Genomic DNA, 26524 nt, shown 5'->3' with positions numbered 1-26524 from the left:
TCATTTATATCTAGGTTGGCAACCGCAGGATTTAGTTTGAAAAAAGGAGGAGGTCTGCTCGCTATGGTTACGGGTATGTTATTTGAAACGCGTAATTATAGACGTAGCAGGCGTACATTGACATGCGAAATCTAAAAGAAGGTATTCGAAAACAATTTTATACTGAATTGGGGAAATTCATTGCACCGGAAGGGTATGTGGAACATAGAGAGGCTGATTCCAGTCCGACGGACTATACGTTCAAAAAAAATGTTAAGCCGGGTGTAGTTTGGAGCTTACATAGCCATCTTGGTCATTCAAAACCGCCGTATGCTGTATATACAATCATGGCCTGCCGTTATGAAGCTGCCACTGAACGTTTACGTACTTTTCTTGAAAAGCATCAAATAACGTTGATCTCAAATGCTCCAGTCGGCTTCGGCAATAGTGTTGAAAGGTATACACAGCAAAAACATTCTGTTCTTGTTTCCTCTGAAAATATACAAGAAGCTGCTCAGCAAACAGCAGACAGGTTCAAGGAAGCTGAAAGCAAGTATTTGCTGCCGCGCATAGATCAAGGTGTTGCTGTTGATGAATATTTGACCAAACGGCCACACCACTGGCCTACGGGTGATCTTTTTAACTGCTGCGTAACGATTTTAAGCTACGGGTTGCTTACCAATGATCGGGCATTAGTGCAAAAGGGGATCGAACGTACATTTGAGATTTTGAACAAGCCGGGATATAGCCAGAGAAACCGGGATTTTTTCGAGGCCTTGCAGAAGGCTGTAGAGCATGAATTCATTTAACGAAATTGTAAACTTGAAAACAACTACTAGGCGTATCTGTCACCGAGTTTGGTAATAAACGTAAATCCATAAGAAGCTGCTGGCTGTATTGTACAGGCGGCGGCTTTTTTTTCAATAGCCATATTGTGTTCTTATTTGGTGGATCATGGCAAACGTATGTTCCGAAGTGAAGAAGGTATGGTATACTGGAAATTAAAATCTTGTACGTGCAGTTTGGAGGATGACACATGTCCGTACGCTTTGTTATTGGCCGGGCAGGCAGTGGTAAAAGCACACTGATTACCCGAGAAATCACATCTCTGCTTAGGCAGGAGCCCCAAGGAAAACCGTTGATTCTACTCGTTCCCGAACAAAGCTCATTCCGGACAGAGCAGGCCCTGATATCTTCCGGAGATATTAAAGGTACGATGCGTGCCGAAGTTCTTGGATTTCGCCGTCTGGCTTATCGCGTCATGCAGGAGGCTGGCGGTTCTGCTCGCGTTCCGATTGGAGCCGAGGGCAAGAAGATGCTTTTATATAAAGTCATTCAGCGTAGGAAAGAAGAACTGAGACTGTTTGCTGCTTCGGGCAGCCAGCTTGGCTTTATCGGGGAATTGACTAATTTATATAGTGAGTTTAAACGATATGAAGTTCATGCTTCGGCACTCGAAGAAGGGCTTGCAACATGGAGCATTGCATCGGCTTCACCTATTTTGGAAGACAAGCTTCATGATTTGAATCTGATCTACCATGATTATGAGAAGGAATTGGCTGATTTATATATAGATGATGAAGATACACTGAATGAACTGACAGGTCGTTTGCCAGAAAGTACATGGTTGCAGGGGGCCGAGGTTTGGATTGACGGATTCCATGGATTCACCCCGCAGGAGATGAGTGTAATAGGACAGCTCATGTTACAAGCCTCGTCTGTAACGATTTCCCTAACACTCGATGGTTCTTACGAGCAAGGTATCCTGCCAGGAGAGCTGGAATTATTTTATCCAACTGCCAATGCCTATGCGCGCCTCAAAGGCATGGCCGAACATTTGGGTGTAACCAGCGATACCACGCTACTTCATGACGAGGTGCTTCCGAGATTTAAGGACCGGCCGGGACTTGCCCATCTGGAGGCCGGTTTTGATCGGCGTGTTCGCTGGAGAAGTCAAGGCGAGGACTCGGGGATTCGATTGATGGCTGCGGAGAATCGCAGGGCAGAGCTGGAGGGTGCACTACGTGAAATGCGTCGCCTTGCGCAAGAGGATGGAGCGAGATATCGGGACATGGCGGTGCTGGTTCGCGGATTGGAGACTTATGCTGATATTGCAGAGCCTTTATTCAGGGACTATGATGTTCCGGTCTTCCTGGACCGAAGACGAAGTGAGTTGCATCATCCATTATCCGAATTTATTCGTTCAGCGCTAGATATCGTTCGGCGCAACTGGCGGTATGAGGATGTTTTTCGCTGTGTCAAAACGGATCTGCTGCTTCCGCTGGATGGTTCAATTACTCGTGAGGATATGGATCAGCTGGAGAACTATGTGCTTGCTTGCGGTATCCATGGATATCGCTGGACGGATGGTAAGCCGTGGAAGTATGTGCCGAGTCTGTCTTTGGAGGATCAGGGACAGGAAGGAAGCAGCCGAGGACGCGATGCAGTGTTATCGCTGATGGAAAGTTGCAGAGCCTTGATTACATCGGCACTCGGTACGTTTGAGAAACGAATGAAAAAAGCAAAAACGGCTGCCGCTCAGTGCGAGGCATTATTTAGACTGTTAGAGGATGCAGATATTGCACATAAGCTGGATCAGATGTCTGCTGAGGCCAAGGCTCAGGGAGACCCGGAGCGTTCGAGAGAGCATCGTCAAATGTGGGGAGCCGTGCTGGATCTTCTTGACCAGATGGTTGATATGATGGGCAATGAACGTCTGGACATCACTTTGTTTGCGGGCATGATGGAGACAGGACTGACTGAGCTCAAGCTGGGGCTTGTTCCCCCGGCCCTTGACCAGGTGCTGTTTGGTTCGATGGATCGTACACGTCTGCGTGATATGAAATATGTATTTATTCTTGGGGCGGTTGATGGGGAATTGCCAGCGATCCCTCAGGACAACGGAGTACTAACGGAGCAGGAAAGGTTATTGCTGACAGAGAGAGGCATGGGGCTGGGACCTGGTGCAACGAGACTCATGTTGGATGAACGTTTTCTCATCTATACCGCTCTGACCGCTGCCAGCAAGCAGTTATGGCTGAGCTATCCTGTCGCAGATGATGAAGGTAAATCACTACTCCCTTCCGAGATTGTGCGCCATGTACGCAAAATGTTTGGATTGCAGGAGCAGCCTTTGCTTGCTCAGCCGCCCGTCTCGGATCTGGAAGCCGTGCACCTCTCTTACGCGATTCATCCAGAACAAAGCCTCTCCATGCTGATTGGACAATTGCGCAGATGGCGTAGGGGAGAAGACATTCCTGAAATATGGTGGGCAGTCTACAATTGGCATGTAAACCGGGAAGAGAGCCGCCCTGGGCTGGAGCGGTTGCTGAGTTCTGTCTTTTATCGTAACCGTGCGCGGAGACTGGAAACGGCAACCAGCCGCAGGCTGTACGGTACGGAGGTAAGAACGAGTGTATCACGGATGGAACGTTTTGTAGCCTGTCCATTCTCTCATTTTGCTTCACATGGGCTGAAGCTTAAGGAACGGCAATTATATCGTCTTCAAGCTCCGGATATCGGCCAACTGTTCCATGCTGCACTGAGTCAACTGGCGATGCGCCTGCGTGAGGAAAATCGTAGCTGGGGCAGCCTGACACCCGAACAATGTCGCCAGGAAGCCGAGCAGACGGTGGAGCAGATCGCTCCGCAGCTCCAAGGGGAAATTTTGCTTAGCACAAAGCGCTATGGCTATATTTTTCGCAAATTAAAAGATATCGTCAGCCGGGCATCCGTTATTTTGGGTGAGCAGTCCAGACGTGGTAGTTTTGAACCGATTGGATTGGAACTGGATTTTGGTCCAGGGAAACCTTTGCCGCCGTTGCGTTTTGAACTGGAGAATGGGTGTGTACTGGAGATTGTCGGCCGGATCGACCGCGTGGATGTCGCTGAAGGAGAGAACGGTCTGTTGTTAAGAGTAATTGACTACAAATCCAGTCAGACCGATCTCAAGCTTCATGAAGTTTACTACGGGCTATCGCTGCAAATGCTCACCTATCTGGAGGTGTTGCTTAGCGCTGCTGAGGAATGGTTAGGGGAAACGGCAATGCCAGGAGGTACACTCTATTTCCATGTGCATAACCCACTACTGCAATCGGCAAACGGCATGACATCCGAACAGGCAGGACAGGAACTTCTGAAACGCTTTAAAATGAAGGGTCTGTTGCTCGCTGACCGTGATGCCGTTGCTCAAATGGATAACACGCTTGATAAAGGACATTCCGCGATTATTCCAGTGGCATTAAAAGCAGATGGCAGCTTTTACAGCAGTGCTGCTGTAGCGACGCCAGAACAATGGGATACGCTGCTTGCTGCTGTTCGCGGTAATATCCGCGAGATTGGAACTCGCATTACAGATGGAGATACAGCCATTGAACCGTACCGGATACAGCAGGAGATTGCATGTACGTTCTGTTCATATAAATCGGTCTGTCAGTTTGATGAAAATATTGAGGGGAACGACTATAAACTGCTGTCCAAACCGGGCAAACAGCAAGTTTGGGATATGCTGTCTCACAGCAGGGAAGGGGAAACGTTATGATGCATATGCCTAAACCGGAAGGCAGCTTCTGGAGTGATGATCAGTGGAGCGCCATTTCCGAGGGTGGGGAAGATATTCTGGTCGCCGCAGCTGCAGGATCGGGAAAAACAGCTGTTCTGGTGGAGCGGATTATTCGCAAAATTGCAGACCCTTCCCAAGGATTCAGCGTGGACCGCTTGCTGGTAGCCACGTTTACGAAGGCGGCGGCGGCCGAGATGAAACAGCGTATTCGGGAAGCGCTGGAACGTGCGCTCGAGGAGCAACCGGAGGAGGAGCATTTGCGCAGGCAGTTGTCATTGCTCGGACGAGCATCCATTACAACGCTGCACTCCTTCTGTATGGAGGTCATTCGCAGGTATTATCAGCAGATTCCGCTAAATCCGGCTTTTCGTATTCTGAATGAAAATGAGGCTGAGATGCTTCGTCAGGAATTGCTGGAGGAGTTGTTCGAGGAAAAGTATGGCGAAGAAGACGAGGGGAGCACGTTCCGCGAACTGGTGGACTGGTTCAGTGGAGAGCGAAATGATGATGCGATGCACCGGCTAGTGCAGCGTTTATACGATTTCTCGCGAAGTCATTCCTGGCCTGATCACTGGCTGATGGAGATGGCTGAAGCTTTTCAGGTGGAAAGTGTAGAGGCACTGGGGCAATCTGCATGGGTGCAGAGCATTTTACGGGATGCGGCTCTCGCATTGAGCGGGGCGGCGGGTTTGCTGCGACAAGGAATTCAGATTTCGTTGCAGCCTGAGGGTCCTGCACCTTATGCGGAGACACTCAAAGAGGATTTGGCGATGGTTGAAGAGCTTTTATCCGCCGTCGAAGTCATGCCTTGGGAAAGGTTGCCTGAGGTATTCCAGCCAGCTGCATTTGGCAAATTGAAGCCTTGTAAAAAAGATCAGACCGACCCTGGGCTGCAAGAACAGGTGAAGGAGTTGCGAGAAACGGCAAAAAAAGCTGTTGCTGATCTAAAAGGTTCACTTTTTGGAAGGAGTGCATTCTCTTTTTGGCAGGAGCTGGAACAGGCTGCACCGTTGATGCAGGAGCTTTCCCGTCTAGTCAGCACCTTTGGTGAACGGTATCTTCAGGCGAAGCAGGAACGCGGACAAGTCGATTTTAACGATCTGGAGCACTATTGTCTGCACATTTTGCGTCATGAGGATTCCACACCTGAACATTCGATGCCTTCGGATGCGGCGATGGAATACCGTGCACGTTTTGATGAAGTGCTGCTGGATGAATACCAGGATACGAACACGGTTCAGGAGGATATCGTTAGGCTAATCTCCCGAGAGAATCCAGGTAACCGATTTATGGTTGGTGATGTTAAACAGAGCATTTACCGTTTCCGCTTGGCTGAACCCGGCCTGTTCATGAACAAATATCGCAACTACACTCCGAGTGTTCATGTGGATACAGAGATCAACGAAGAGAATGGTACAAGAACGGGTATAGCAACGGTAACGGGGAAACGAATCGACCTTGCGCGCAATTTCCGTAGTCGTGCCGAAGTGGTGCATTCCGTCAACGTCATATTCAGACAGTTGATGAATGAAGGGGTCGCTGAGATTGCTTATGATGAGCGGGCTCAGCTGGCTTACGGGGCTTCTTTTCCATCAGAGACACTTGGAAACGAAGCCTACACACCTGAACTTATGTTGATTGATCGCCAAGGTAGCGGAACCGAAATACCGGAAGGTACGGAAGACGGTGTAGATGCAACCGCAGCTGCAGAACTGGAGAGTGCCGAACTTGAAACGGCTCAATTGGAAGCGCGCGCCATCGCCGGGCGTATCCGAGAGATGGTCGGGGAGACAGACAAGCCTGCACTGAGTGTGTATGACAAGGCTTTGCAAACGATGCGTCCGGCACGTTATGGAGACATTGTTATTTTGTTGCGTTCCACGCTGATGTGGGCACCGCTGATGATTGAGGAATTCAGACAGCAGGGCATACCCGCAGGTGGAGAGCAGAGCAAGGGATATTTTCAAGCTACGGAAGTGGAAGTGATGTTATCTCTGTTGCAGCTTGTGGACAATCCAAGACAGGATATTCCTCTAGCCTCCGTACTTCGTTCTCCCATGGTTGGATTAAATGAAGAAGAGCTTGCTCACATTCGTCTGGGGGATAAGAGACAGTCCTTCTATGATGCCGTTGTTTCTGCTGCAGGAGAGTGGAGGAATGCATCCGATGGGACTGGTCAACGTTCTGAGTTGGGACGGGATTCGTATGTCGACGGGATGGTTCAGATGCAGTGGCCAGAAGGCTGGTCAGAAATCGAACAGGCTCAACGCCAATCAGCCGTTACTGCGGAGATGGAAGTTGATTCGGGAGCTGATCTGCAAATTGAAACGGGTGAGCAAGATGCAGGCTTTATGGGTGGAAAAGAACTCGCGCGCTCGCGGTTGCAACAGAAACTCATTCATTTCATGCGTCAGCTGGAGCAGTGGAGACTTGAGGCAAGACAAGGCAGTTTAAGTGAGCTGATCTGGCGGATTTATCGGGAGACCGGATATTTGGATTGGGTTGGCGGACTTCCTGGCGGTCAGCAACGCCAAAGTAATCTGAAGGCTCTGTATGATCGGGCGCGTCAATATGAGGAAGCAACTGCAAACCGCGGGTTGTTCCGGTTCCTGACATATGTCTCACGACTACGGGAAAATGGTGGAGACCTTGGCACCGTAGCCAGCGGTTCAGGGGAACAGGATAATGCTGTACGAATTATGACAATTCATCGAAGCAAAGGGTTGGAGTTCCCGATTGTGTTTGTTGGCGGTATCTCCAAAATGTTTAATCAGCAAGATCTGCATGCACCGTTTCTGATGCACAAGGAACTTGGCTTTGGCCCGAGGTTTGTGGATCGTGACAACAGGGTGGCCTATCCTACATTAGCCAATCTGGCTATACGTCGCCGGGCTCAGTTTGAACTGCTGGCGGAAGAAATGCGTGTGCTGTATGTGGCTTTAACCCGGCCAAAAGAAAAAATGGTGCTGATAGGCACGGTGAAGGACGCTGCCAAAAAAGCACAAACCTGGTCACAGGTTAAAGACAGTCCAGAGCTTGCGCTACCTGATTATCTGCTTGCTGCCGGACGAAATTATCTGGATTGGATCGGGCCAGCTTTGATTAGACACCGGGACGCCGCGGTGCTACGTGAGCTTGCAGGTGATCGTGATTCTTATGCGGCTTGCCTTGCGAGTGATGAATCACGCTGGAGCATATCCGTGGTTGCTGCGGATAGGGTATCTCTCCAGCAACACGCCGACCTTGTGGAGCGTGAAGAAGATGAATTAACTGGATTGCGGAGAGAACGATTGGCTGCTCTGCATGCGGCGAAACCCGTCAGATTAAACCCATCGACAGAAGTGATCGATCATACCGAGGGCGTACAGGCCAATCCGGTTTCAGAGATTGAATCGGTAACGGCAGATCAGAAGACGGATGAACGGACAGAACTAAAGGCGGACAGTGAAGAGGTTCTGGAAGTTAATGTTCAAAATGCACTTGTGCGTGAGATAGATAAGCGGCTTTCCTGGACCTATCCATATGAATCAGCTTCACAAGTGGCGGCGAGCACTTCAGTAACCGAAATCAAGAGTCTGTTATCGACGCAGGAGGATACTTCATACCCCGTTATGGAAGAGCTGCAGGAGCAAGCTTGGACTGGAGGCAGTGATAGTAAGTGGAATGGAAGCAATGATAGTAAGACGAGTCCAGCGACACAAGCTTCGTTCAAACTACACTTGCGTCGTCCCAAATTCATGGGAGAGCGGCAACTGACAGGAACAGAACGGGGAACGGTGTACCACACGCTCATGCAGCATCTCCCTGTAGACGGATCTGTTGTGGATGAAGCGATTGTTGATGAGACGATTTCGCGCCTGCTGGCGATTCAAATATTGCTTCCTTATCAAGCAGAGGCGATTGAACGAAGTGAATTGATTGCTTTTTTTGATACACAACCAGGAATGGAGATGTTGCGTGCGGCGTGGATTCGAAGGGAAATCCCGTTCACGTATGGTCTCCCGGCAGATCAATCTCCTGAGGAATGGATTCGTGGGTTACGGCCAAACGAGGAGCAGGAGATACACAGTGAAAACGATAGAGTACAGGCTGTGCTGCAGGATGAAACGGTGCTCGTCAGGGGGATTATTGACTGTCTCTATGAGGTTGATGGTGAACTTGTTCTGCTAGATTACAAGACGGATCGAGTGCTTGAACATCGCGGAGGAGTGGAACCTCTGGTTGAAAACTATCGTTTCCAGCTACGGCTGTATAAACGGGCAATTGAAGATATATTGGGTCGCCAAGTCGACCACATGTGGCTTTATTTTTTCGATGGCGGTCATGCGGTTAAATTATAAAAGGTTTAGAGAGTTTTTGTGTTTTGAATACCTCTTGTTCAATGAGCGACGGGCGAGAGATGGAATGATAGAAGATGTAGTGGAAAGAGGTGGAGCGGACGATGCGTATCTTGCATACGGGAGACTGGCATCTGGGGAAAACGCTGGAGGGACGAAGCCGGCTTCGTGAACAGGAGGATTTCGTCGATGAACTCGTCAAACTAGCCGACGATCAGCAGGCTGATGCCATTTTGATGGCTGGAGATGTGTACGATTCGGTAAATCCGCCTGCGTCGGCGGAACAGCTGTTTTATGAGGCGGCAGCACGTTTGACTGAAAACGGCAGGCCACTTGTTGTCATTGCAGGCAACCACGATCAACCCGAACGTGTAGCCTCGGTAACTCCGCTTGTGAACAGACAAGGAATTACGTTAGTAGGTACACCAGTGTCAGAGGCTGTGACTATTCATACTCGTCGAACCGGGGAGACAGCACATATTGCGGCTTTGCCCTATCCATCAGAAGCGAGATTAAATGAGCTGTTAACTACAGATGGTGACGAAAATGTACTACGTCAAGCATACAGCCGCAGAGTAGGGATGTTAATGCAACGTTTGGCTTCTTCCTTTCGTCCGGATACAGTGAATCTCGCTATGAGTCATATATATGTACTAGGCGGAGTAGAGAGCGATTCTGAACGGCCTATCCAGGTGGGGGGAGCGTACACCGTAGACCCTTCTTCCCTGTCTACTGGTGCTCAATACACGGCTCTGGGACATCTCCATCGTGCGCAAGCCGTCAAAGGAGACGGTGTGATTCGGTATAGTGGTTCTCCCCTGGCGTACAGCTTCTCGGAAGCAGGGCAGAGCAAATCCGTTACAATGGTTGATCTTACGCCAGGCGGAGTTGCACAAGTAGAAGAAGTATTGCTTACCTCAGGCAACCCACTTGTTCGTTGGAAGGCGAGAGGTGGTCTGGCAGAAGTGTACCGTTGGCTGGATGAGGGGCGTGACTCACAGGCATACATTGATATGGAGGTCTGGTTGGAGGATGCAATGTCTCTAAAAGAGATTCAGCAGTTGCGTAAAGCTCATGAGGGCATTATCCATATTCGTCCAGTATATCCGGAGATGGAGGCCGCAGGGTTCATAGAACAGCGTTCAGAACTGCCTGTGCATGAACTTTTTCGCAAGTTTTACCAGCGCCAAACGGGTGGAGCCCTACCAGAAGATAGTCTGGTACAGCTTTTCCTGGAGCTGGTCGATGAAGATGAGCCAGGCGTACGTGAGGAGGTCGAAGGCCGATGAGACCGATTTTATTGAAAGTCGCCGGGCTACAAAGTTATCGTGAGATGCAGGAGATTGATTTTACGGTACTGACCGAAACAGGTTTGTTTGGTATTTTCGGGCCTACCGGTAGCGGAAAATCTTCTTTGCTTGATGCGATCACCCTTGCCATGTATGGCAAGGTGGAACGGGCAGTCAATGGTACACAAGGCATTATGAACCATGCTGAAGATTCGCTATCGGTTGCTTTTACATTTGAGCTTGCTTCGGCAGCGGGAACTCGTAGATTTCGGGTCGAACGGCGTTTTAAGCGTAACAATGAAGTGTCCGTTAGCAATACGGTCAGCAAGTTTATTGAAACGATTGATGGGGAAGATCAAGTGCTTGCTGATAAGCTGGCAGAAGTCAATCGGTGCGTTGAAGACGTCATTGGTCTGAAAATGGATGATTTTACGAGAGCCGTAGTATTACCGCAAGGGAAATTTGCCGAGTTCCTTTCCCTGAAAGGCAGTGAGCGGAGGCAGATGCTGCAACGTCTCTTTCATCTGGAGAAGTATGGGGATCAACTCGCCATTAAATTAAGTCGGCGGGTCAAAGATAATGATATGGCTCATCAATCCCTTGCTGCGGAGCAGCAGGGACTTGGCAATGCCAGTAAAGAAATACTTGAAGAAACAAAACATTTGCTTAAGGCAGCGGTTCAGCACGCCGAATCCTCACGGAAAGAGCTGGATTCGGCGGTGAAGGAAGCAGAACAATTCGGCCGAATTCGTGAGCTGAGTAAGGAACAACAAGTGCGATTGCAAGAACAGCAACAACTCCATGCCAAGGCGGAACAGATTGAAGCCGATGAGGAGCGTTTGAAACGGTCGGGAGCAGCCGAGAAGATGCTACCTGCGCTTCAGTCAGCTCGGGACGCGTCAGAAGCCCACCAGCAGCGACAGTTGGAGGCAGAAACTGCTGGGAAACAGGCAGCGGAGCATGAACGTTTGGCTGTGCAGGAAGCTGAAAAGGCAGAAGAGGCAAGGCAACAGCTTGGAGCAGAAGAGCCCAAACTGCTCCTGCGTCTGGATCAATTGGAACAGGCCAAAGAGCTGCAACGGGAACGTGATGTTTTGCAGGCGGATTGTTCACGGCTTGCGCAGTTGATGGAGAAAGGGCAGGCCGAACAGGCAACGCTGAGACAACAGCTGGATAAAGAGCAGGAACTGCAAATGCGTGGACGCAAACGTCGTGAGGAATTGCAGGAAAGTCTCAAACCGAATGAAGTGAAGTCTGATGAGCGCAGACGGCTACAAACATCACTTGAGCTGAAACATCGGATCGATACAGCATTCGAGCAGGTGAAACAGCATAAAGCGGACATGCAGACCTATCAACAGTCTGCAGAACAAGGGGCTGCCAAACTGGAGGCGGCGGCTGCGGAAGAGGGACGCCTGACCGAACAGCGCCAGCAATTGGTGGAACAGGCGTCAGCAGGTCTTGAGGCATTGCTTGCCTGTGAGCAGGATATTAACAGCGAACAGCGCTTGCTGGCCCGTGCGGAGGAGCAGCTACGCCGTTCGATGCGTGAGCAGGAGATGCACCGGCTGTCCGCTGCCTTGCGCGCCGAACTGCGGGACGGCGAGCCATGCCCGGTGTGCGGCTCCGCACACCACCCGCTCCCGGGTGCCCCGCCGGGAGATGGTCCGCACGCAGACGATGCGGACCTGGAACTGCTGCGCAGCCTGCACGCGGAGCTGCAGGAGCTGCGCTTTGGGCTGCGCCAGCAGCTGCACGAACGTCGCAGCCTGCTCGCGCAGCTTGGCGCCGCGGCCGGCGATGCCACGGCCGCAGCCGAGGCCGCGCCTGCGGCAGCGGAGCCCGAGCCTGCCGGATCGCCCGAGGATGGGCGATCTCCGGCGGGCTGGGCGGCGCGTGCCGCTGCGCTGCGCGAAGCCGCGCAGGCGCTGGCTGCCGCAGCAGCGCCGCTGCAGGGAGAAGCCGCAGCGTTGCAGCAGGCGGCTTCAGGCGCGCAGCAGCGCCGCATGGAAGCGGCAGCTGCGCAAGAGGCCGGCCGTGCCGGGCTCGTCCAGGCGGAGCGCAAGCTGGCCGAGAGCGAAGCCGCTGCGGCTGCGTTGCAGGGCCGCTGGGCCGCGGAACTGCCTGACATCGCACAGGAGGAGGCCGCTGGCCTCTATCAAGCGATGCAGGAGCGCGATGCACGCGCCGAAGACATCAAGGAACGTCTGGCCAAAAGCGTGACGTTCCTTGAGGAGAAAGAGCAGCTTGTCCAGTCATTGCAGCAGAAGCTGGTGGAATTGGACAAGCAGCTTATTCAGTGGCAGACCGAATGGCAAGGCGGCAGCAAACAACTGGCCGAGAAAGAAGAACGTTTGCGCCAGTGGGTAGGTGAGCAGCGGGTAGAAGATCTAATCCGCGAGACACAGGCTCGCCTGGATGGACTGCGCAAGACTGCTGAGCTAGCTGCAGAGCGATTCAAACAAGCGGATGCACAGAAGCAGGAATCGGTGAAACGTGACGTAATGGCTGGGCAGGCCGCCGCATCAGCAGCAGAACATCTGGAGCTGGCACAGGGGCGCTGGCGGCTGCTCTTGGAGTCATCCGCGTTCGAGACAGATGTCGCTGTCACACAGGCAGCGCTGGCTGCCGAGGAAGCGGAACGGTTGCAGAAAGAAATTCAGCATCATCGTGAACGAGAGCGTGAACTTGCTTCTCAGCTACGTGAACTGGAGCAAAAACTAGATGGTGCGGTTGTGACCGAGGAACAGTGGATCGCTTGCACAGAACGTTTGAAACAGGCCAGATATGAGGATGAAACTGCCTTGCAGGTGAAAGCACGTGCCGAACGGGATCTGGAGGATGTGCAGCAACGTCATGTTCGCTGGACGGAGCTGGAGACGAAACGACTGGAGATCAGTCACCAGGGTGAGTTGCTCAGCAAGTTGCAGACCGCGTTCCGGGGGAATACATTTGTGGAGTACATTGCCGAAGAGCAGCTGATGCAGGTAAGTCATGCGGCTTCCCAGCGGCTGCGTTTTCTCACCAAGCAGAGGTATTCCCTTGAGGTGGATTCGGGCGGAGGCTTTGTGATCTGTGACGATGCCAACGGCGGTGTGAAACGTCCGGTATCAACCCTGTCTGGTGGAGAAACCTTCTTGACTTCTTTGTCGCTGGCGCTGGCGCTATCCGCACAGATTCAGCTGCGCGGGCAGTATCCGCTTCAATTTTTCTTCCTGGATGAAGGGTTTGGCACATTGGACCCGGAACTGCTGGATACGGTCATTACTTCACTGGAAAAATTGCATGACGATCGACTGGCTGTGGGCATCATCAGTCACGTCCCTGAACTGCGTGCGCGTTTGCAACGCAAATTGGTCGTGATTCCGGCTGGTGATGCGGGTACAGGTTCCAGGGTTGTGATGGAAAGCTTATAAGTCCAGTCTGTTCAAAAATGATGTATTTGTAAAAATATTTCTTTTTTTATATCACGCGATAACAAGTGAGTTTCATCACAGATACAGGTTCAACACGCTGTTATACTACAGCTAAGCCGACAAACTTGTTTTAAGCCCCCCGTCGGACATCTGTTCAGGAAGCTTCCTGTATAGATGTCCGGGTAGCCGGACTTCTTCGGAAGGCCGCTCACGAGGGGCTTCTTTTTTCATTCTTTTTCAAAACGTCTTTAACACAGTGTCAATCCGCCCAGAGTTGAATAGGATGAAGGGTGAAGAAGAGCTGAACTGGGAGGCGATTAGGCATGGATAAAGGTACGGCAAAGAAACTGTGTAAGGATCATATCCATCGTTATGTATGTATTCAGATGAATGATGGTTCGTATTATGATGGCATTGTAGAGAATGTGGATGATGAGATGATTTATTTGGCTGTTCCAGTTGGTAATGAAGTTATGGCAGGCCATGCAAATGCAGCTCCAAATATGATGCCTATGGTTCATTATCCGGCCACACCTGCTCGTGGATTTTATCCTGGATACGGGTACCCTGCTCCTTACCCTTATTATGGATATGGCCGCAGACGCTTTAACAGACTGGTTCTGCCTTTATTTGCCCTTACGGCATTAACCTTATTGCCGTACTATTAAAATGGTTTAAATCCTCTTTCATTCGTATCAAAGAAATCATAATTCAATCACGGTCATACCTCGGCAAGGGGATCATGGGATACCCTGCCTTCAGGTGTGACTTTTTCTTTTACAGATGAACACACAGGGGGAAGGAGTTATTTGCCATGTCAAGCATTGGACGTACGATTTTACTTTTAGTATGATATAGGGGTATACATAATTCGAACTCAAAGGAAGGAGGGATTGTACGATGGATTGCTTATTTTGCAAAATTGTAGAGGGCACCATTCCCTCCAACAAAGTACTGGAAAACGATCATGTAATCGTATTTCACGATATTCAGCCTGCGGCGCCAACACATGTGCTGGTCGTGCCGAAGAAACATATCGCTTCCATGAATGATGTAACCGCTGAAGATTTACCCTTGATCGGGGAGATCCATGCGGCTGCACAAGAAGCGGCCAAGCGGCTCGGTGTGCAGGATTCAGGATACCGCTTGATTAACAATTGTGGTAGGGATGGCGAGCAAACCGTGCACCATTTGCATTACCATGTGCTGGGCGGAACCAGGTTGGGTGCGCTCACGAGTCTGTCTGATTCACACCGATAAGAGGGCCGTATAACGTTACTCAAGTTGTAAATTTGTTTTTGCACTTGAAAAAATGCTGCAGCTCAGCTAATATTAAGGGATCACGTTAAGGTTGACACTTTTATTGCCTTTCGCCTATAATGAAAGATGATGAACCGTGTTATTGCTCTTGGACGGTCTGGTCGGAGGGAGGGAAAACTGGTGTCTGAAACTAAAGTTCGCAAAAACGAGACTATTGATGCTGCACTTCGTCGCTTTAAACGTTCCATCGCTAAAGATGGCGTATTGGCTGAGGTGAAGAAACGTAAGCATTATGAGAAGCCAAGCGTAAAGCGCAAGAAAAAGTCCGAGGCTGCTCGTAAGAGAAAGTTTTAGGAGGATTTTAACTACATGAATCTTAGCGAACGATTGAACGAAGATATGAAGCAAGCGATGAAGAGTAAGGACAAGTTCAGACTCTCCACCATTCGGTTGATTCGTTCGACGATCAAGAATCTTGAAATAGATTTGAAAAGAGATTTGGATGACAACGAAGTGCTTGATATCCTGAGTCGTGAAATCAAACAGCGCAAAGATGCCCTCCAAGAATTTGGCAAAGCAGGTCGCGAAGAACTCGCGGCAAATGCCGAAGCGGAAATTGAAATACTTATCCAGTATCTTCCTGCACAGCTTACCGAAGAAGAAATTAAAGTAATTGTACAGCAGACCATCCAGGAAACCGGTGCTTCTTCGAAAGCCGAGATGGGGAAAGTGATGGCGGCCCTTATGCCGAAAGTTAAAGGCAAAGCGGACGGCAAACTGGTTAATCAAGCAGTTCAACAATTTCTGCAATAAAGCAAATTCAATAAACACCCCCTGACTTGTCAGGGGGTGTTTTTTCATGATTTATTCGATACTCTACTCCGATCCATACCTCGTCTCTATATGAGAATGCGGAAAAGCTTCTTTGAGCGCACTGTTTGCAAACAAGCTGGCATATAAAAGATCACATAAGCTTGATTAGCAGCACTTATTATGGCGTGTCTTACTCTCTACTCAGCGAAAACACTTGAAACTTATAAAAAATGGATTATAAACTTGATTATGGATATATATTTCTTGCATTTGCCGGAATATTCAAATATAATTTTAAGTTTTTGAAACGTAATGTTGCATTGTACGTAATAAATACCATAAGCTGGACAGTATAACATTATTGGAAAAGGGGGGACTAATGTGAGGGGAAAGCGCCGGAAGAAGCTTACGGGGTCAATGATGCTCTTGATGCTGCTGACGCTTTTACTTCCTGTCTGGATTGGAATACCTTCAGCGCATGCAGCTGAGAAAAGCGGCGCCGTATACGTTATTCCGGTGGATAAACCAATCGAGCAGGGATTAGGCAAATTCATGGAGCGCGGGTTCAAGGAAGCAGAGAAAATGAATGCTGGCTTGATCATTCTTGATATCAATACGCCGGGAGGCCGTGTGGATACTGCAGATGCGCTTGGCACGATGATTAAAGACAGCCCTATTGAAACGTTGGCATTTGTTCGGGGCGATGCTGCATCGGCAGGGAGTTTTCTTGCGCTGAATGCAGATAAGATCGTAATGTCACCAGGAAGCATGATTGGTGCTGCAGCTATGGTGGACAGCACAGGCAAACATGTTGACGATCCCAAGCTGGTTGCATACTGGACGAGTAAAATGGAGGGCGCTGCCCAAAAGAGCGGCCGGGATGGTGATATTGCGGCAGGCATGGCCGACGTCAATATGGTGGTAGAAATGCCAGAGATCAATAAAACCAAACAAAAAGGTGAAATTATCGCTCTTTCCGCGGAGGATGCGCTGAAAGTGGGTTATGCGGACCACATCAGCGACACACCTGAGGAAGCAGCGGCATGGCTTGGTTACAGTCAAGAAAATGTGTTCAAGCTAGAACGCACTGCAGCAGAGAATATTTCTACCTTCTTGACCAATCCAATTGTGATGACCATACTGTTGTTTCTTGGTATTGCCGGTGTCATTATTGAACTGATTGTGCCTGGATTTGGCGTTCCGGGAATTGTCGGAATTGTATGTTTTGTGCTTTATTTCTCTGGAAACTACATTGCGGGGTTTGCAGGGGCGGAGACATGGGTATTATTTACGGTCGGGCTTGTCATGATGATACTGGAGATGTTTATCCCGAGCTTTGGTATTCTGGGCATTTTGGGATCCATTGCGCTGGTGGCCGGGGTTGTCAGGGCGGCTTACGACACAAGTGATGCGTTTGTGTCCCTGGGTATTGCCTTTGGAGCTGCGCTGGTCGTAATCGCGATTATCGCTGTGGTCTTCAAGGATCGAGGAATATGGAATCGATTCATATTAAGCGATAAGTTATCAGCTGATCGTGGATACTCCTCGGCGGCAGAGCGTAAAGAGCTGATCGGCTTGCAAGGCATCAGTCTGACACCGCTTCGTCCAGCAGGAACGGCGATGTTTGATGGTGAACGCGTCGATGTGGTCACAGATGGTGCATTCATTCCTGTGGATACACCCATAATTGTCATCAAAGCGGAAGGTTCCCGGATTGTAGTACAACAGGCTTTGCCGGTGTAATTCTGCGTTTGCCGGAGTGATGGATATCACTTCGGCGAAGTACATAACCTTTGCCAACCTGCGGGCAATGGGGTGGAGTGATGTTTCAGCAGCGGATTAATCAGCGTCAGTTCTGATGCTCTCTTTTACCAAAAAACATATTGCAAACGGAGGAATTAAATCTATGGATCCAATGATTACGATTTTGCTCATCGCGGTACTGGCTATTATCGTACTGAGCGTATTTTTCAGCTTTTTCCCGGTTATGCTCTGGATCTCGGCTATTGCATCAGGCGTGCGTGTAGGTATCATTACGCTGGTGGCGATGAGATTGAGACGTGTAACACCAAGCCGAATCGTTAACCCGTTGATCAAAGCAACGAAAGCAGGCCTTGGCTTGAATATTAACCAACTGGAAAGTCACTTCCTGGCTGGTGGTAACGTTGACCGTGTTGTTAATGCCCTGATTGCTGCGCAGCGTGCAAACATTCCACTCGAATTCGAACGTGCTGCTGCGATTGACCTCGCAGGCCGTGACGTATTGCAAGCCGTACAAATGAGTGTAAACCCGCGTGTTATTGAAACACCAATCGTATCTGCCGTTGCCAAAGACGGTATCGAAGTTAAAGTTAGAGCACGAGTTACGGTTCGTGCCAACATTGATCGCCTCGTCGGTGGTGCTGGTGAAGAAACCATCATTGCCCGTGTCGGCGAAGGTATTGTAAGTACGAACGGTTCTTCGAACTCTCACAAAGATGTCTTGGAAAATCCGGATTTGATCTCTCGTACTGTATTGTCCAAAGGTTTGGATGCAGGTACTGCGTTCGAAATCCTGTCGATCGATATCGCGGACGTAGACGTAGGTAAAAACATCGGTGCCTTCTTGCAAACCGAGCAGGCTGAAGCGGATAAACGCATCGCGCAAGCAAAAGCTGAAGAACGTCGTGCAATGGCCGTAGCTCAAGAACAAGAGATGAAAGCCCGCGTTGTTGAGATGAGAGCGCGTGTCGTTGAGTCCGAGTCCCAAGTACCACTGGCTATGTCCGAAGCGCTTCGTAGTGGTAAAATTGGCGTGATGGATTATATGAACCTGAAAAACATTGAAGCGGATACTCAGATGCGTAACACTTTGGGAAAACCTGCTGAAGGTTCGAATTCCAGCGATCAAGGTGATTCCAAAAACGGAAGATAGGCGGTGAGTGCATATGAGCCTATTCGAATGGATATTTAACAACCTGTATGTGGTAGCGGTTATTGCCTTTGCCCTCTTTTCAGTCCTTGGAAAGCTTGGGAAGTCTGCAAACCCGAATCAGAAGCGTCCCGGTAACGGAATGCCAACATTTGGGGGCGGAGAAGATGCGAATCGTCGCTCAGGAAATGACTCTTCGCAGCAACAGTCATCCAGACCGGATGACCGCCGTTATGAGGAGCAATATGATGAGCGTTATGACGATGAACGTTATGATGAGCGTTACGACGAGCGGTATGATCAGCCTTACTCTGAACAAGTACCCTCTTCTTATCCAGAAGTTGATTTTAGAGGTGACCAGTCACCGGACAGCATGCGGAGTTCGGTGGATGAACAGATGAGATTGATGGAAGAGCAACAACGTATGATACAGGACAGACTGAATCGCATTTCTTCAGCGAGTTCTCCATCTGTATCGAATTCAAGTACGGAAGAGGGAGATACAACGGATTCAATGCCTTCTCGTCTTCGTCAAGAGGACATCCGTACGGGGGTGCTTTGGGCAGAGGTACTGGGTTCTCCTCGTTCGAAGCAACCTTTTGGAACGAGAGGGAAGTTGTAAAAGTAAAAGACGATCAGTGAATCGTCCGTTTCAAGATAGAACGAAGCCTTTTCTGGGGAGCACAACGCCTCCAGAGAAGGCTTTTTTCGTACGCCTGTATTTTCAGCAAAATATGTACGTAACTGCTCACCAATTCTTCATAATTCCCTGAATTTGCGCATAAGTTGAACTGTAGAGGAAGGGGGAAGACCTTCGAATGACCCGGATCAGCCGCAAGCTGCGCAGATGGACCAGTGAGGTGCTGGATCTGCCGCAGGATGTGCTTTATGATATGCCACGGTTAACCCTGATCGGCAGTAAGCAACTGTATATAGAGAATCATCGCGGTGTCATCCATTTCACGCCGGATCGCATCGTACTGGCTCTGTCACAAGGTCAATTGGAGATCAAAGGCAGCGCCTTGGTCATACGTAACATTTTGCCGGATGAAGTAGCCATCGAAGGTACGATTCTGGATATTCATATGAATGGAGTGGAGGGGAACGGATGAAGCAGCCTAGTCTGTATAAATTGCGTGGAGCCGTGCGGATCAAAGTTACAGGCGGAGATATCGAGACATTAATTAATACGATAACAGAGCAGAGACTGAGTGTATGGGATCTACGTGCACAGGATGGACGCCAGGCGGAGATGAGCATTTTGCTTCCGCATTTTTTCAGACTGCGTCCTGTTGTAAAAGGGACAGGCTGCAGAGTGAAAATCATGCACCGCAGTGGTTTTCCATTTTTTCTGGCTCGTCTGTTTCGCAGAAAGTTTTTTGTAGGGGGCATGCTGTTCTTTGTAGCGGCACTATTTGCGCTATCGTCCATGGTCTGGAATGTAGAAGTGAAAGGAAATGTAACGATTCCGACAGATGAAGTGTTGGCCGCAGCTAAAAAAGAAGGCATCTACCCCTTTCAATGGGGGTTCCGAATGAAAAGTCAGGACAAGCTCTCCAGACAGCTCGCGCTGGCACTGCCTGATGTGACCTGGATTGGCGTAACGAAAGAGGGGACAAGGGTTACGATTCAGGTCGTTGAGTCAGCACAGCCTAAGCGCGAGCCTCTACTGAATCCAAGACATCTCATCAGTAAATCCGACGCGGTGGTCACTCAGATCTATGCTGAACAGGGACGCCCCGTAGTACAGAAGAACACACGTGTGAAGAAAGGACAAGTGCTGATCTCGGGCATCCTGGGTGATGAGGAAAATACAAAAACGATTGTTGCCAAAGGTGAAGTCCGGGGGATGGTTTGGCGGGAATATGATATACAGGTTCCCCTGATTCAGAAATATCAGACGATGACCGGGGAAAGTAAAGAGCGATTTTACGTGGTGCTTGGAGATTGGGCGATTCAACTATGGGGGTACGGAAAAACTCCCTTCAGTTCATATGACACGGATACGTATCACAAACCTCTGACCTGGCGTTCATTCACCTTGCCGATGGGATGGATGACGGAGAAGGATATGGAAACGAATTTCCATCAGGAAGAGCAAGGTGTGGATTGGGCCAAAACGAAAGGATTAGAAGGGGCAAGAAATGATATTTTAGCCAAAAACGGTAAAGGTACAAAAATTTTAAGTGAAAAAATTTTGCATGAGAAGAAAGAGAATGGTAAAGTTTATATGAAAGTATTATTTGAAGTGGAAGAAAGCATCGCGGAAGAACTTCCGTTAGTCCATAGTCAAGGAGAATGAGGATATTTGTCAGAGCAAACACGCAGTATACAAATCTCGCTCAAAAGTGCGGGAGAGGGGCAATCTCTGTTTGGACCCCAAGATATTTTTCTGAAACTGATTGAATCCGAGATTCCAGCCCAGATCGCTTCACGCGAAGCAGAGATTAATATCTTTGGTACTGTGCAACAGGTGGAATCACTTGAACAACTGTTTGATGTATTACTGCAATTGATCCGCAATGGATATGTGTTAACTGAAAGAGATGTCCAATATGCGATTGAGCTTGCTAAAGATTTGCGTGCAGATCAGCTGCTGGATCTGTTTAAAGGTGAAATTACGACAACATACCGTGGTAAGCCGATTCGTGTAAAAACGATTGGACAGAAACATTACGTAACCACGATTAAAAAACGGGATATTGTATTCGGGATTGGTCCTGCCGGAACCGGTAAAACGTATCTGGCTGTTGTGCTGGCTGTAGCCGCACTTAAAGAGGGCAGTGCCAAACGCATCGTGCTTACACGGCCTGCGGTCGAAGCGGGCGAAAGTCTGGGTTTCCTGCCAGGTGATCTGCAGGAGAAAGTAGATCCGTACCTAAGACCGCTGTATGACGCTCTATACGACGTTATGGGACAAGAACAGACGGCCAAGGCTCTAGAACGAGGATTAATTGAAATCGCTCCCTTGGCCTATATGCGTGGTCGTACGTTGGATGATTCCTTTATCATTCTGGATGAGGCACAGAACACAACGCCTGAACAGATGAAAATGTTTTTAACCCGTCTTGGATTTGGTTCCAAAATGGTCATTACCGGAGACGTGACACAGATTGATTTACCGCGCGGCAAAAAATCAGGACTTGTGGAAGCGAGTACGATCCTGGGTGAAGTTCAGGAAATTGGATTCGTGCATTTCGCCGAGCAGGATGTCGTTCGTCACTCCCTCGTCCAGAAAATCATTGTGGCTTATAACCACGCCGCAGAAAATCAAGCATAGAAAGGGATTGTCTAAAGTGACCTCGAAAGAAATGTCAAAAGGCAAATCTTTTCAAAATAGAGCGACAGGATGGAAGTATAGCGTGTGGGCGCGCTATCTTCTCTTTTTGTTTTTAGTGATCCTCTTTTACGTGAGTCTTTCTTCCAAACTGTTACCTGAGCGCTACGACATTCAGGAAGGTACTCGTAGTGAGGTGGACATTGTTGCGCCAATGCAGATTCCGAATAACAAGGCTACACTGAAAGCGCAGGAAGAAGCGGCCGAACGTGTGCAGCCGATATATCAGATCGTGCAGATGCGTAATGAGAACCTGATGACAACGCTACTGGATCGCATCGACCGTTTGAATCAGGATGATCAGATCTCAAGTCAGGATAAGATTGATATTTATCGGGATGAGATTCCGCAGCGTCAGAAAGACTTTGTGTCTAACTATATCAATAACAATCGGAAAACTGGTACATACTCCGACACGTTGCTGGAAGAGATTCGAAACGTCGTGCAGGAACAAAGTTACCGTATTCCTGAAGAAACGTATATCAAAATCTCACGTCTGACTTCGGATGATATTCAGGAAATGAAACCTGTCGCAAGAGACATTGTAGCGAGATTGATGACAGACCAAGTTAGTGAGGCTACCACTGCGCGGGCGAAAGTGGCAGAGATGGTCAGTGCAAGTTCGCTTAGCAAACGTACGCAGCGTGAAGTGGTACAGGAGCTTACACGATTGGTGGTAACGGCTAACCGTTTCTATGATGAAGAGGGTACCAAGGAAGCAAAGGTCCAAGCTCGTGAAAATACACCGACGGTGTTTATCAAGCAAGGCGACCCCCTTGTATCTAAAGGGGAAATCATTACCCCGGAAATGTATGCACTGCTTAATGAGAATGATTTGCTGAAAAATGAAGTCAACTACTGGCCGCAGCTGGGATTACTTTTGTTCTCCTGCATGCTGTCGGCTGCGATTTTAATGTTTATTCAGCAAGGCAGTGGAACACATTTCAAATATAATAATGCCCAACTGCTTATGCTTGTTCTCATCTTTATTATTTCAATTGTTGTAATGTATGTGACAGCCTTGATTCAGACCAATGAACGTCCATTTATCGGTTTTCTAGCACCGGTGGCTGTTGGAGCGATGCTGATCGCGCTGCTACTGGATACATCGCTTGCATTTGTGTGCTCGATTCTTATCGGCATACTGTCCAGTATTATTTTGAATACACACCAGGGTCAGCTTTTTGACTTTGAACTTGGCTTCTTTGCAGTTGTCGTTTCGTTTGTAGCGATTTTTGCAACGCACCGAGCGAGTCAGCGATCAACCATCTTAAAAGGAGCTATCATGGTCTGTCTGTTCGGATCTCTAGCTGTCTTTACACTGGCTCTAATTGACACAGGCGATTGGAACAGAACAACAACGCTGTATGGCATTGGATACGCCTTTGCAGGCGGGGTACTCACAGCTATTCTGGTTATCGGGCTGATGCCGTTTTTTGAAACGTCGTTTGGCATTCTATCCGCGCTTAAACTGGTTGAGCTTTCGAATCCAAATCATCCATTACTTCGCAAGTTGCTTACAGAGACACCGGGTACGTATCATCATAGCGTTATGGTTGGCAATCTGTCTGAAGCGGCCGCTGAGGCTATCGGTGCTAATGGATTGTTATGTCGCGTAGGGTCGTATTATCATGATATCGGGAAGACCAAGCGGCCTATCTATTTTATTGAGAACCAAAACAACATGGAGAATCCGCATGATTCGATTGATCCCAAACTAAGTAAGTCCATTATCGTTGCGCATGCGCGGGATGGTGTTGAGATGCAGAAAGACTATAAGCTGCCGAAGCCGATACGGGATATTGCCGAACAACATCATGGTACAACATTCCTCCATTACTTCTACCACAAGGCGCTGCGTCAAGCGGAAGAAGCGGGGATTGAACCGGATTTCACGGAAGAAGATTTTCGTTATCCTGGGCCGAAGGCTCAATCCAAGGAATCTGCTATAGTGGGAATTGCGGATAGTGTAGAAGCGGCTGTGCGCTCACTGCGCAAGCCGACCGTAGAGCAGGTAGAGTCCATGATTGAAAAAATTATCAAAGGTCGCCTGGACGATCATCAGTTTAACGATTGTGACCTTACGATGCGTGAACTAGATATCGTGGCCAAAACATTAAAGGAAACGGTGATGGGCATTTTCCACTCCAGAATCGAGTATCCGGAAGAGATCAAGAAACCAAAACCGACGTCGCCTGAAGCCGGTTAATCAATATTACGAGCAGACAGGAGTTATGAAAGAATGAGTCTTAACCTCGCATGGAATAATGAACAACAGGATAAAGAAATTACAGAACCGATGATCGCGATGCTGGAGCAATTGTTGACTCTCGCAGGTGAAGCTGAGGGAATCACGGAAGGAGAAGTCGCGCTCACGTTTGTGGATGATGAGCAGATTCACGAACTGAACCGTGATTATCGTGGTATCGACCGTCCTACAGACGTATTGTCTTTTGCGATGAACGAAACGGTGGATGAAGAGCTCGACATTATCTACGAGCTTGATGAGGACGAGGAAATGGAAGAAATGCCAGATATCCTTGGAGACATCATTATTTCTGTTCCGCGGACGATATTGCAGAGTGAGGAGTATGGACACTCATTTGAGCGTGAGCTTGGATTCCTGTTTGTTCATGGTTTCTTGCACCTGCTTGGTTATGACCATCAGGATGAAGCAAGTGAGGCAGAGATGATGGGGAAACAGGAAGCTGTTCTTGCTCAAGCCGGGTTGACACGATAATGAAAAGGCGCTCCTGGGGTCAGGTATTTCTCAACGCTCTGGAAGGAATTGCTTACGGCTTGCGTACGCAGCGGAATGTTAGAGTTCACACAGGAGTAGCCATTTTGATGTGTGCAGCCGGATTTTTTTTCCACATCTCCAGAACGGACTGGATGTTTGTGTTGACAGCTGTATTTATGGTGCTGGTCACTGAATTGATGAACACAGCCGTAGAAGCCGCTGTTGATTTGGCCCAGCCTGATATTCATCCGCTCGCAAAAGCGGCAAAAGACACCGCGGCTGGAGCGGTTTTACTGGCTGCGGTGTTCGCTGTCATCATAGGATGTATTGTTTTTCTTAAACCAGTGCTTACCTGGTTGAGAGTTTTATTGGGATAACAGCGATCGAAAGGTTATTCTGTCATCGGAGTGACTCAGTGCAATCAAACGGCTGTAAGCAACTTAACTCAAAGAGCATACCTTTACACACACTCTAAGGGAGAGAAAAATCAATGGATAATGGCTTGTTAATGCAGGAAGCGATAAAGGCACGTACAAAGGCGTATACGCCATATTCCCATTTTGGGGTAGGCGCAGCATTGCTCGATAGCGAAGGACATGTGCATCATGGATGCAACATTGAAAATGCGGCATACACACCGGGCAACTGTGCTGAGCGTACCGCTATGTTCAGTGCTATTGCCGGAGGACATAAGCCGCGCAGTTTCAAAGCGATGGCTATCGTTGGAGATACCGAAGGGCCGATTGCTCCATGTGGCGTATGTCGCCAAGTGATGTTTGAACTGTGTGAGCCGGATATGAAAGTCATTCTGGGTAATTTGAAAGGCGACTTGTTAGAAACGACAGTGGCTGAATTGTTGCCATGGGCGTTTGGCCCCACAGACTTAAACTCTGCCAAAAAATAAAATTCCAGGCCTAGGCGCCTGAGGAGGAACATATGAAAAAACAAGCATTTAAATCCGGATTCGTTGCAATTATCGGACGTCCTAACGTAGGTAAGTCTACTTTGATGAATCAGGTGATTGGTCAGAAAATTGCAATTATGTCGGACAAGCCGCAAACAACGCGTAACAAAATTCACGGGGTTTATACATCCGAAGAACAACAAATCGTTTTCCTGGACACGCCGGGTATTCACAAACGTCAATCCAAGCTCGGGGATTACATGAATGAAACCGCATTGAACACACTTGGCGAGGTTGAAGCTGCTTTGTTTTTGATTGACGCTTCCGAAGGTATGGGGGGCGGGGATCGATACATTGCTGAACAATTGAAAAGCGTGCGGACACCTGTCATTTTGGTCATGAATAAAATTGATAAAATTGCGCCAGAGGCGTTGCTTCCACTGATTGAGGAATATCGCAAACTGCATGATTTTGCCGAGATTGTGCCTGTGTCTGCTATGCTGGGCAGCAATGTGAGCACGCTGCTGGAGCAAATTGGCAAGTATATGCCGGAGGGTCCTCAGTACTATCCGGACGATCAAATAACGGATCACCCTGAGCAGTTTGTCTGCGCAGAGCTTATTCGTGAGAAAATTTTACAAATGACACGCGAAGAAGTACCCCACTCCATCGCTGTGACGATTGAAGATATGAAAGTTCAGGATAACGGTGTCGTATATATATCCGCGGTCATCTTTGTAGAACGTGATTCACAAAAGGGGATCATTATCGGCAAGCAAGGGGCGTTACTTAAAGAGGTAGGTAAGCGCGCTCGTCAAGATATCCAAAATCTGCTTGGTTCCAGAATTTTTATGGATCTGTGGGTTAAAGTGAAAAAAGACTGGAGAAATCAGGATCGCGTTCTGCGTGACCTTGGTTTTGGACGAGAGTAATCGTTACGTAATGTGATATCAGCAAAATGTTTATCCATTAATTGC

General features: G+C 48.9%; 20 protein-coding genes. All 20 read left to right on the top strand.

The features are described 5' to 3' along the window. Positions 1-122: 122 nt before the first annotated feature. The 20 genes from EC604_RS02450 to era all read left to right on the top strand — a co-directional run bounded on the left by EC604_RS02450 (position 123) and on the right by era (position 26479). A complete protein-coding gene (locus EC604_RS02450; protein ID WP_123062580.1) occupies positions 123-788 on the top strand; it encodes a hypothetical protein in 666 nt (221 codons plus the stop codon). 227 nt (positions 789-1015) lie between these two features. Next, on the top strand, positions 1016-4519 hold the full coding sequence (addB, locus tag EC604_RS02445; RefSeq protein ID WP_123062579.1) for a helicase-exonuclease AddAB subunit AddB: 3504 nt from the start codon (positions 1016-1018) through the stop codon (positions 4517-4519). Continuing rightward, positions 4516-8880: a helicase-exonuclease AddAB subunit AddA gene (addA, locus tag EC604_RS02440; protein ID WP_123062578.1), complete on the top strand. Its 4365-nt coding sequence runs from the start codon at positions 4516-4518 to the stop codon at positions 8878-8880. Before addB ends, addA begins: the two co-directional genes overlap by 4 nt. Before the next feature lie 101 nt (positions 8881-8981). Next, entirely contained in the window at positions 8982-10166 is a 1185-nt protein-coding gene (locus EC604_RS02435; RefSeq protein ID WP_123062577.1) for an exonuclease SbcCD subunit D, read from the top strand. Then, on the top strand, positions 10163-13582 hold the full coding sequence (locus EC604_RS02430) for an SbcC/MukB-like Walker B domain-containing protein (protein ID WP_123062576.1): 3420 nt from the start codon (positions 10163-10165) through the stop codon (positions 13580-13582). The genes EC604_RS02435 and EC604_RS02430 overlap by 4 nt, the downstream gene beginning before the upstream one ends. A gap of 323 nt (positions 13583-13905) precedes the next feature. Beyond that, positions 13906-14250, top strand: a complete 345-nt coding sequence (locus EC604_RS02425; RefSeq protein WP_123062575.1) for a hypothetical protein — start codon at positions 13906-13908, stop codon at positions 14248-14250. A gap of 232 nt (positions 14251-14482) precedes the next feature. Continuing rightward, on the top strand, positions 14483-14842 hold the full coding sequence (locus EC604_RS02420; protein WP_123062574.1) for a histidine triad nucleotide-binding protein: 360 nt from the start codon (positions 14483-14485) through the stop codon (positions 14840-14842). Positions 14843-15022: 180 nt separating this feature from the next. Next, positions 15023-15196: a 30S ribosomal protein S21 gene (gene rpsU / locus EC604_RS02415; RefSeq protein ID WP_005547957.1), complete on the top strand. Its 174-nt coding sequence runs from the start codon at positions 15023-15025 to the stop codon at positions 15194-15196. A 15-nt stretch (positions 15197-15211) separates the two neighbouring features. After that, positions 15212-15655, top strand: a complete 444-nt coding sequence (locus EC604_RS02410; RefSeq protein ID WP_090914751.1) for a GatB/YqeY domain-containing protein — start codon at positions 15212-15214, stop codon at positions 15653-15655. 417 nt (positions 15656-16072) lie between these two features. Then, entirely contained in the window at positions 16073-17398 is a 1326-nt protein-coding gene (locus EC604_RS02405; RefSeq protein WP_123062865.1) for an NfeD family protein, read from the top strand. A 163-nt stretch (positions 17399-17561) separates the two neighbouring features. Continuing rightward, the gene (floA, locus tag EC604_RS02400) at positions 17562-18569 is read left to right on the top strand and encodes a flotillin-like protein FloA (RefSeq protein WP_123062573.1); all 1008 of its coding nucleotides are present in this window, start codon (positions 17562-17564) and stop codon (positions 18567-18569) included. Positions 18570-18582: 13 nt separating this feature from the next. After that, entirely contained in the window at positions 18583-19188 is a 606-nt protein-coding gene (locus tag EC604_RS02395; protein WP_123062572.1) for a hypothetical protein, read from the top strand. Between the two features lie 196 nt (positions 19189-19384). Beyond that, positions 19385-19678, top strand: coding sequence for a sporulation protein YqfC (gene yqfC / locus EC604_RS02390; protein WP_123062571.1), 294 nt, complete (start codon positions 19385-19387; stop codon positions 19676-19678). After that, complete coding sequence (gene yqfD / locus EC604_RS02385; protein WP_123062570.1) at positions 19675-20868, top strand: sporulation protein YqfD; 1194 nt, start codon at positions 19675-19677, stop codon at positions 20866-20868. The genes yqfC and yqfD overlap by 4 nt, the downstream gene beginning before the upstream one ends. A gap of 6 nt (positions 20869-20874) precedes the next feature. Continuing rightward, the gene (locus EC604_RS02380) at positions 20875-21846 is read left to right on the top strand and encodes a PhoH family protein (RefSeq protein WP_123062569.1); all 972 of its coding nucleotides are present in this window, start codon (positions 20875-20877) and stop codon (positions 21844-21846) included. 16 nt (positions 21847-21862) lie between these two features. Further along, positions 21863-24112: an HD family phosphohydrolase gene (locus EC604_RS02375; RefSeq protein WP_123062568.1), complete on the top strand. Its 2250-nt coding sequence runs from the start codon at positions 21863-21865 to the stop codon at positions 24110-24112. Positions 24113-24145: 33 nt separating this feature from the next. After that, complete coding sequence (ybeY, locus tag EC604_RS02370; protein WP_123062567.1) at positions 24146-24643, top strand: rRNA maturation RNase YbeY; 498 nt, start codon at positions 24146-24148, stop codon at positions 24641-24643. Beyond that, the gene (locus EC604_RS02365) at positions 24643-25020 is read left to right on the top strand and encodes a diacylglycerol kinase family protein (protein ID WP_123062566.1); all 378 of its coding nucleotides are present in this window, start codon (positions 24643-24645) and stop codon (positions 25018-25020) included. The genes ybeY and EC604_RS02365 overlap by 1 nt, the downstream gene beginning before the upstream one ends. A 113-nt stretch (positions 25021-25133) precedes the next feature. Next, positions 25134-25547, top strand: coding sequence for a cytidine deaminase (locus EC604_RS02360; protein WP_123062565.1), 414 nt, complete (start codon positions 25134-25136; stop codon positions 25545-25547). A gap of 32 nt (positions 25548-25579) precedes the next feature. Then, entirely contained in the window at positions 25580-26479 is a 900-nt protein-coding gene (gene era / locus EC604_RS02355; protein ID WP_123062564.1) for a GTPase Era, read from the top strand. The last annotated feature ends 45 nt before the right edge of the window (positions 26480-26524 follow it).

This window comes from Paenibacillus amylolyticus, from assembly GCF_003719335.1.
Taxonomy (GTDB): Bacteria; Bacillota; Bacilli; order Paenibacillales; family Paenibacillaceae; genus Paenibacillus; species Paenibacillus amylolyticus_D.
Note: the sequence above shows the minus strand (reverse complement) of the source record. Positions and strands in the feature narration are given on the sequence as shown.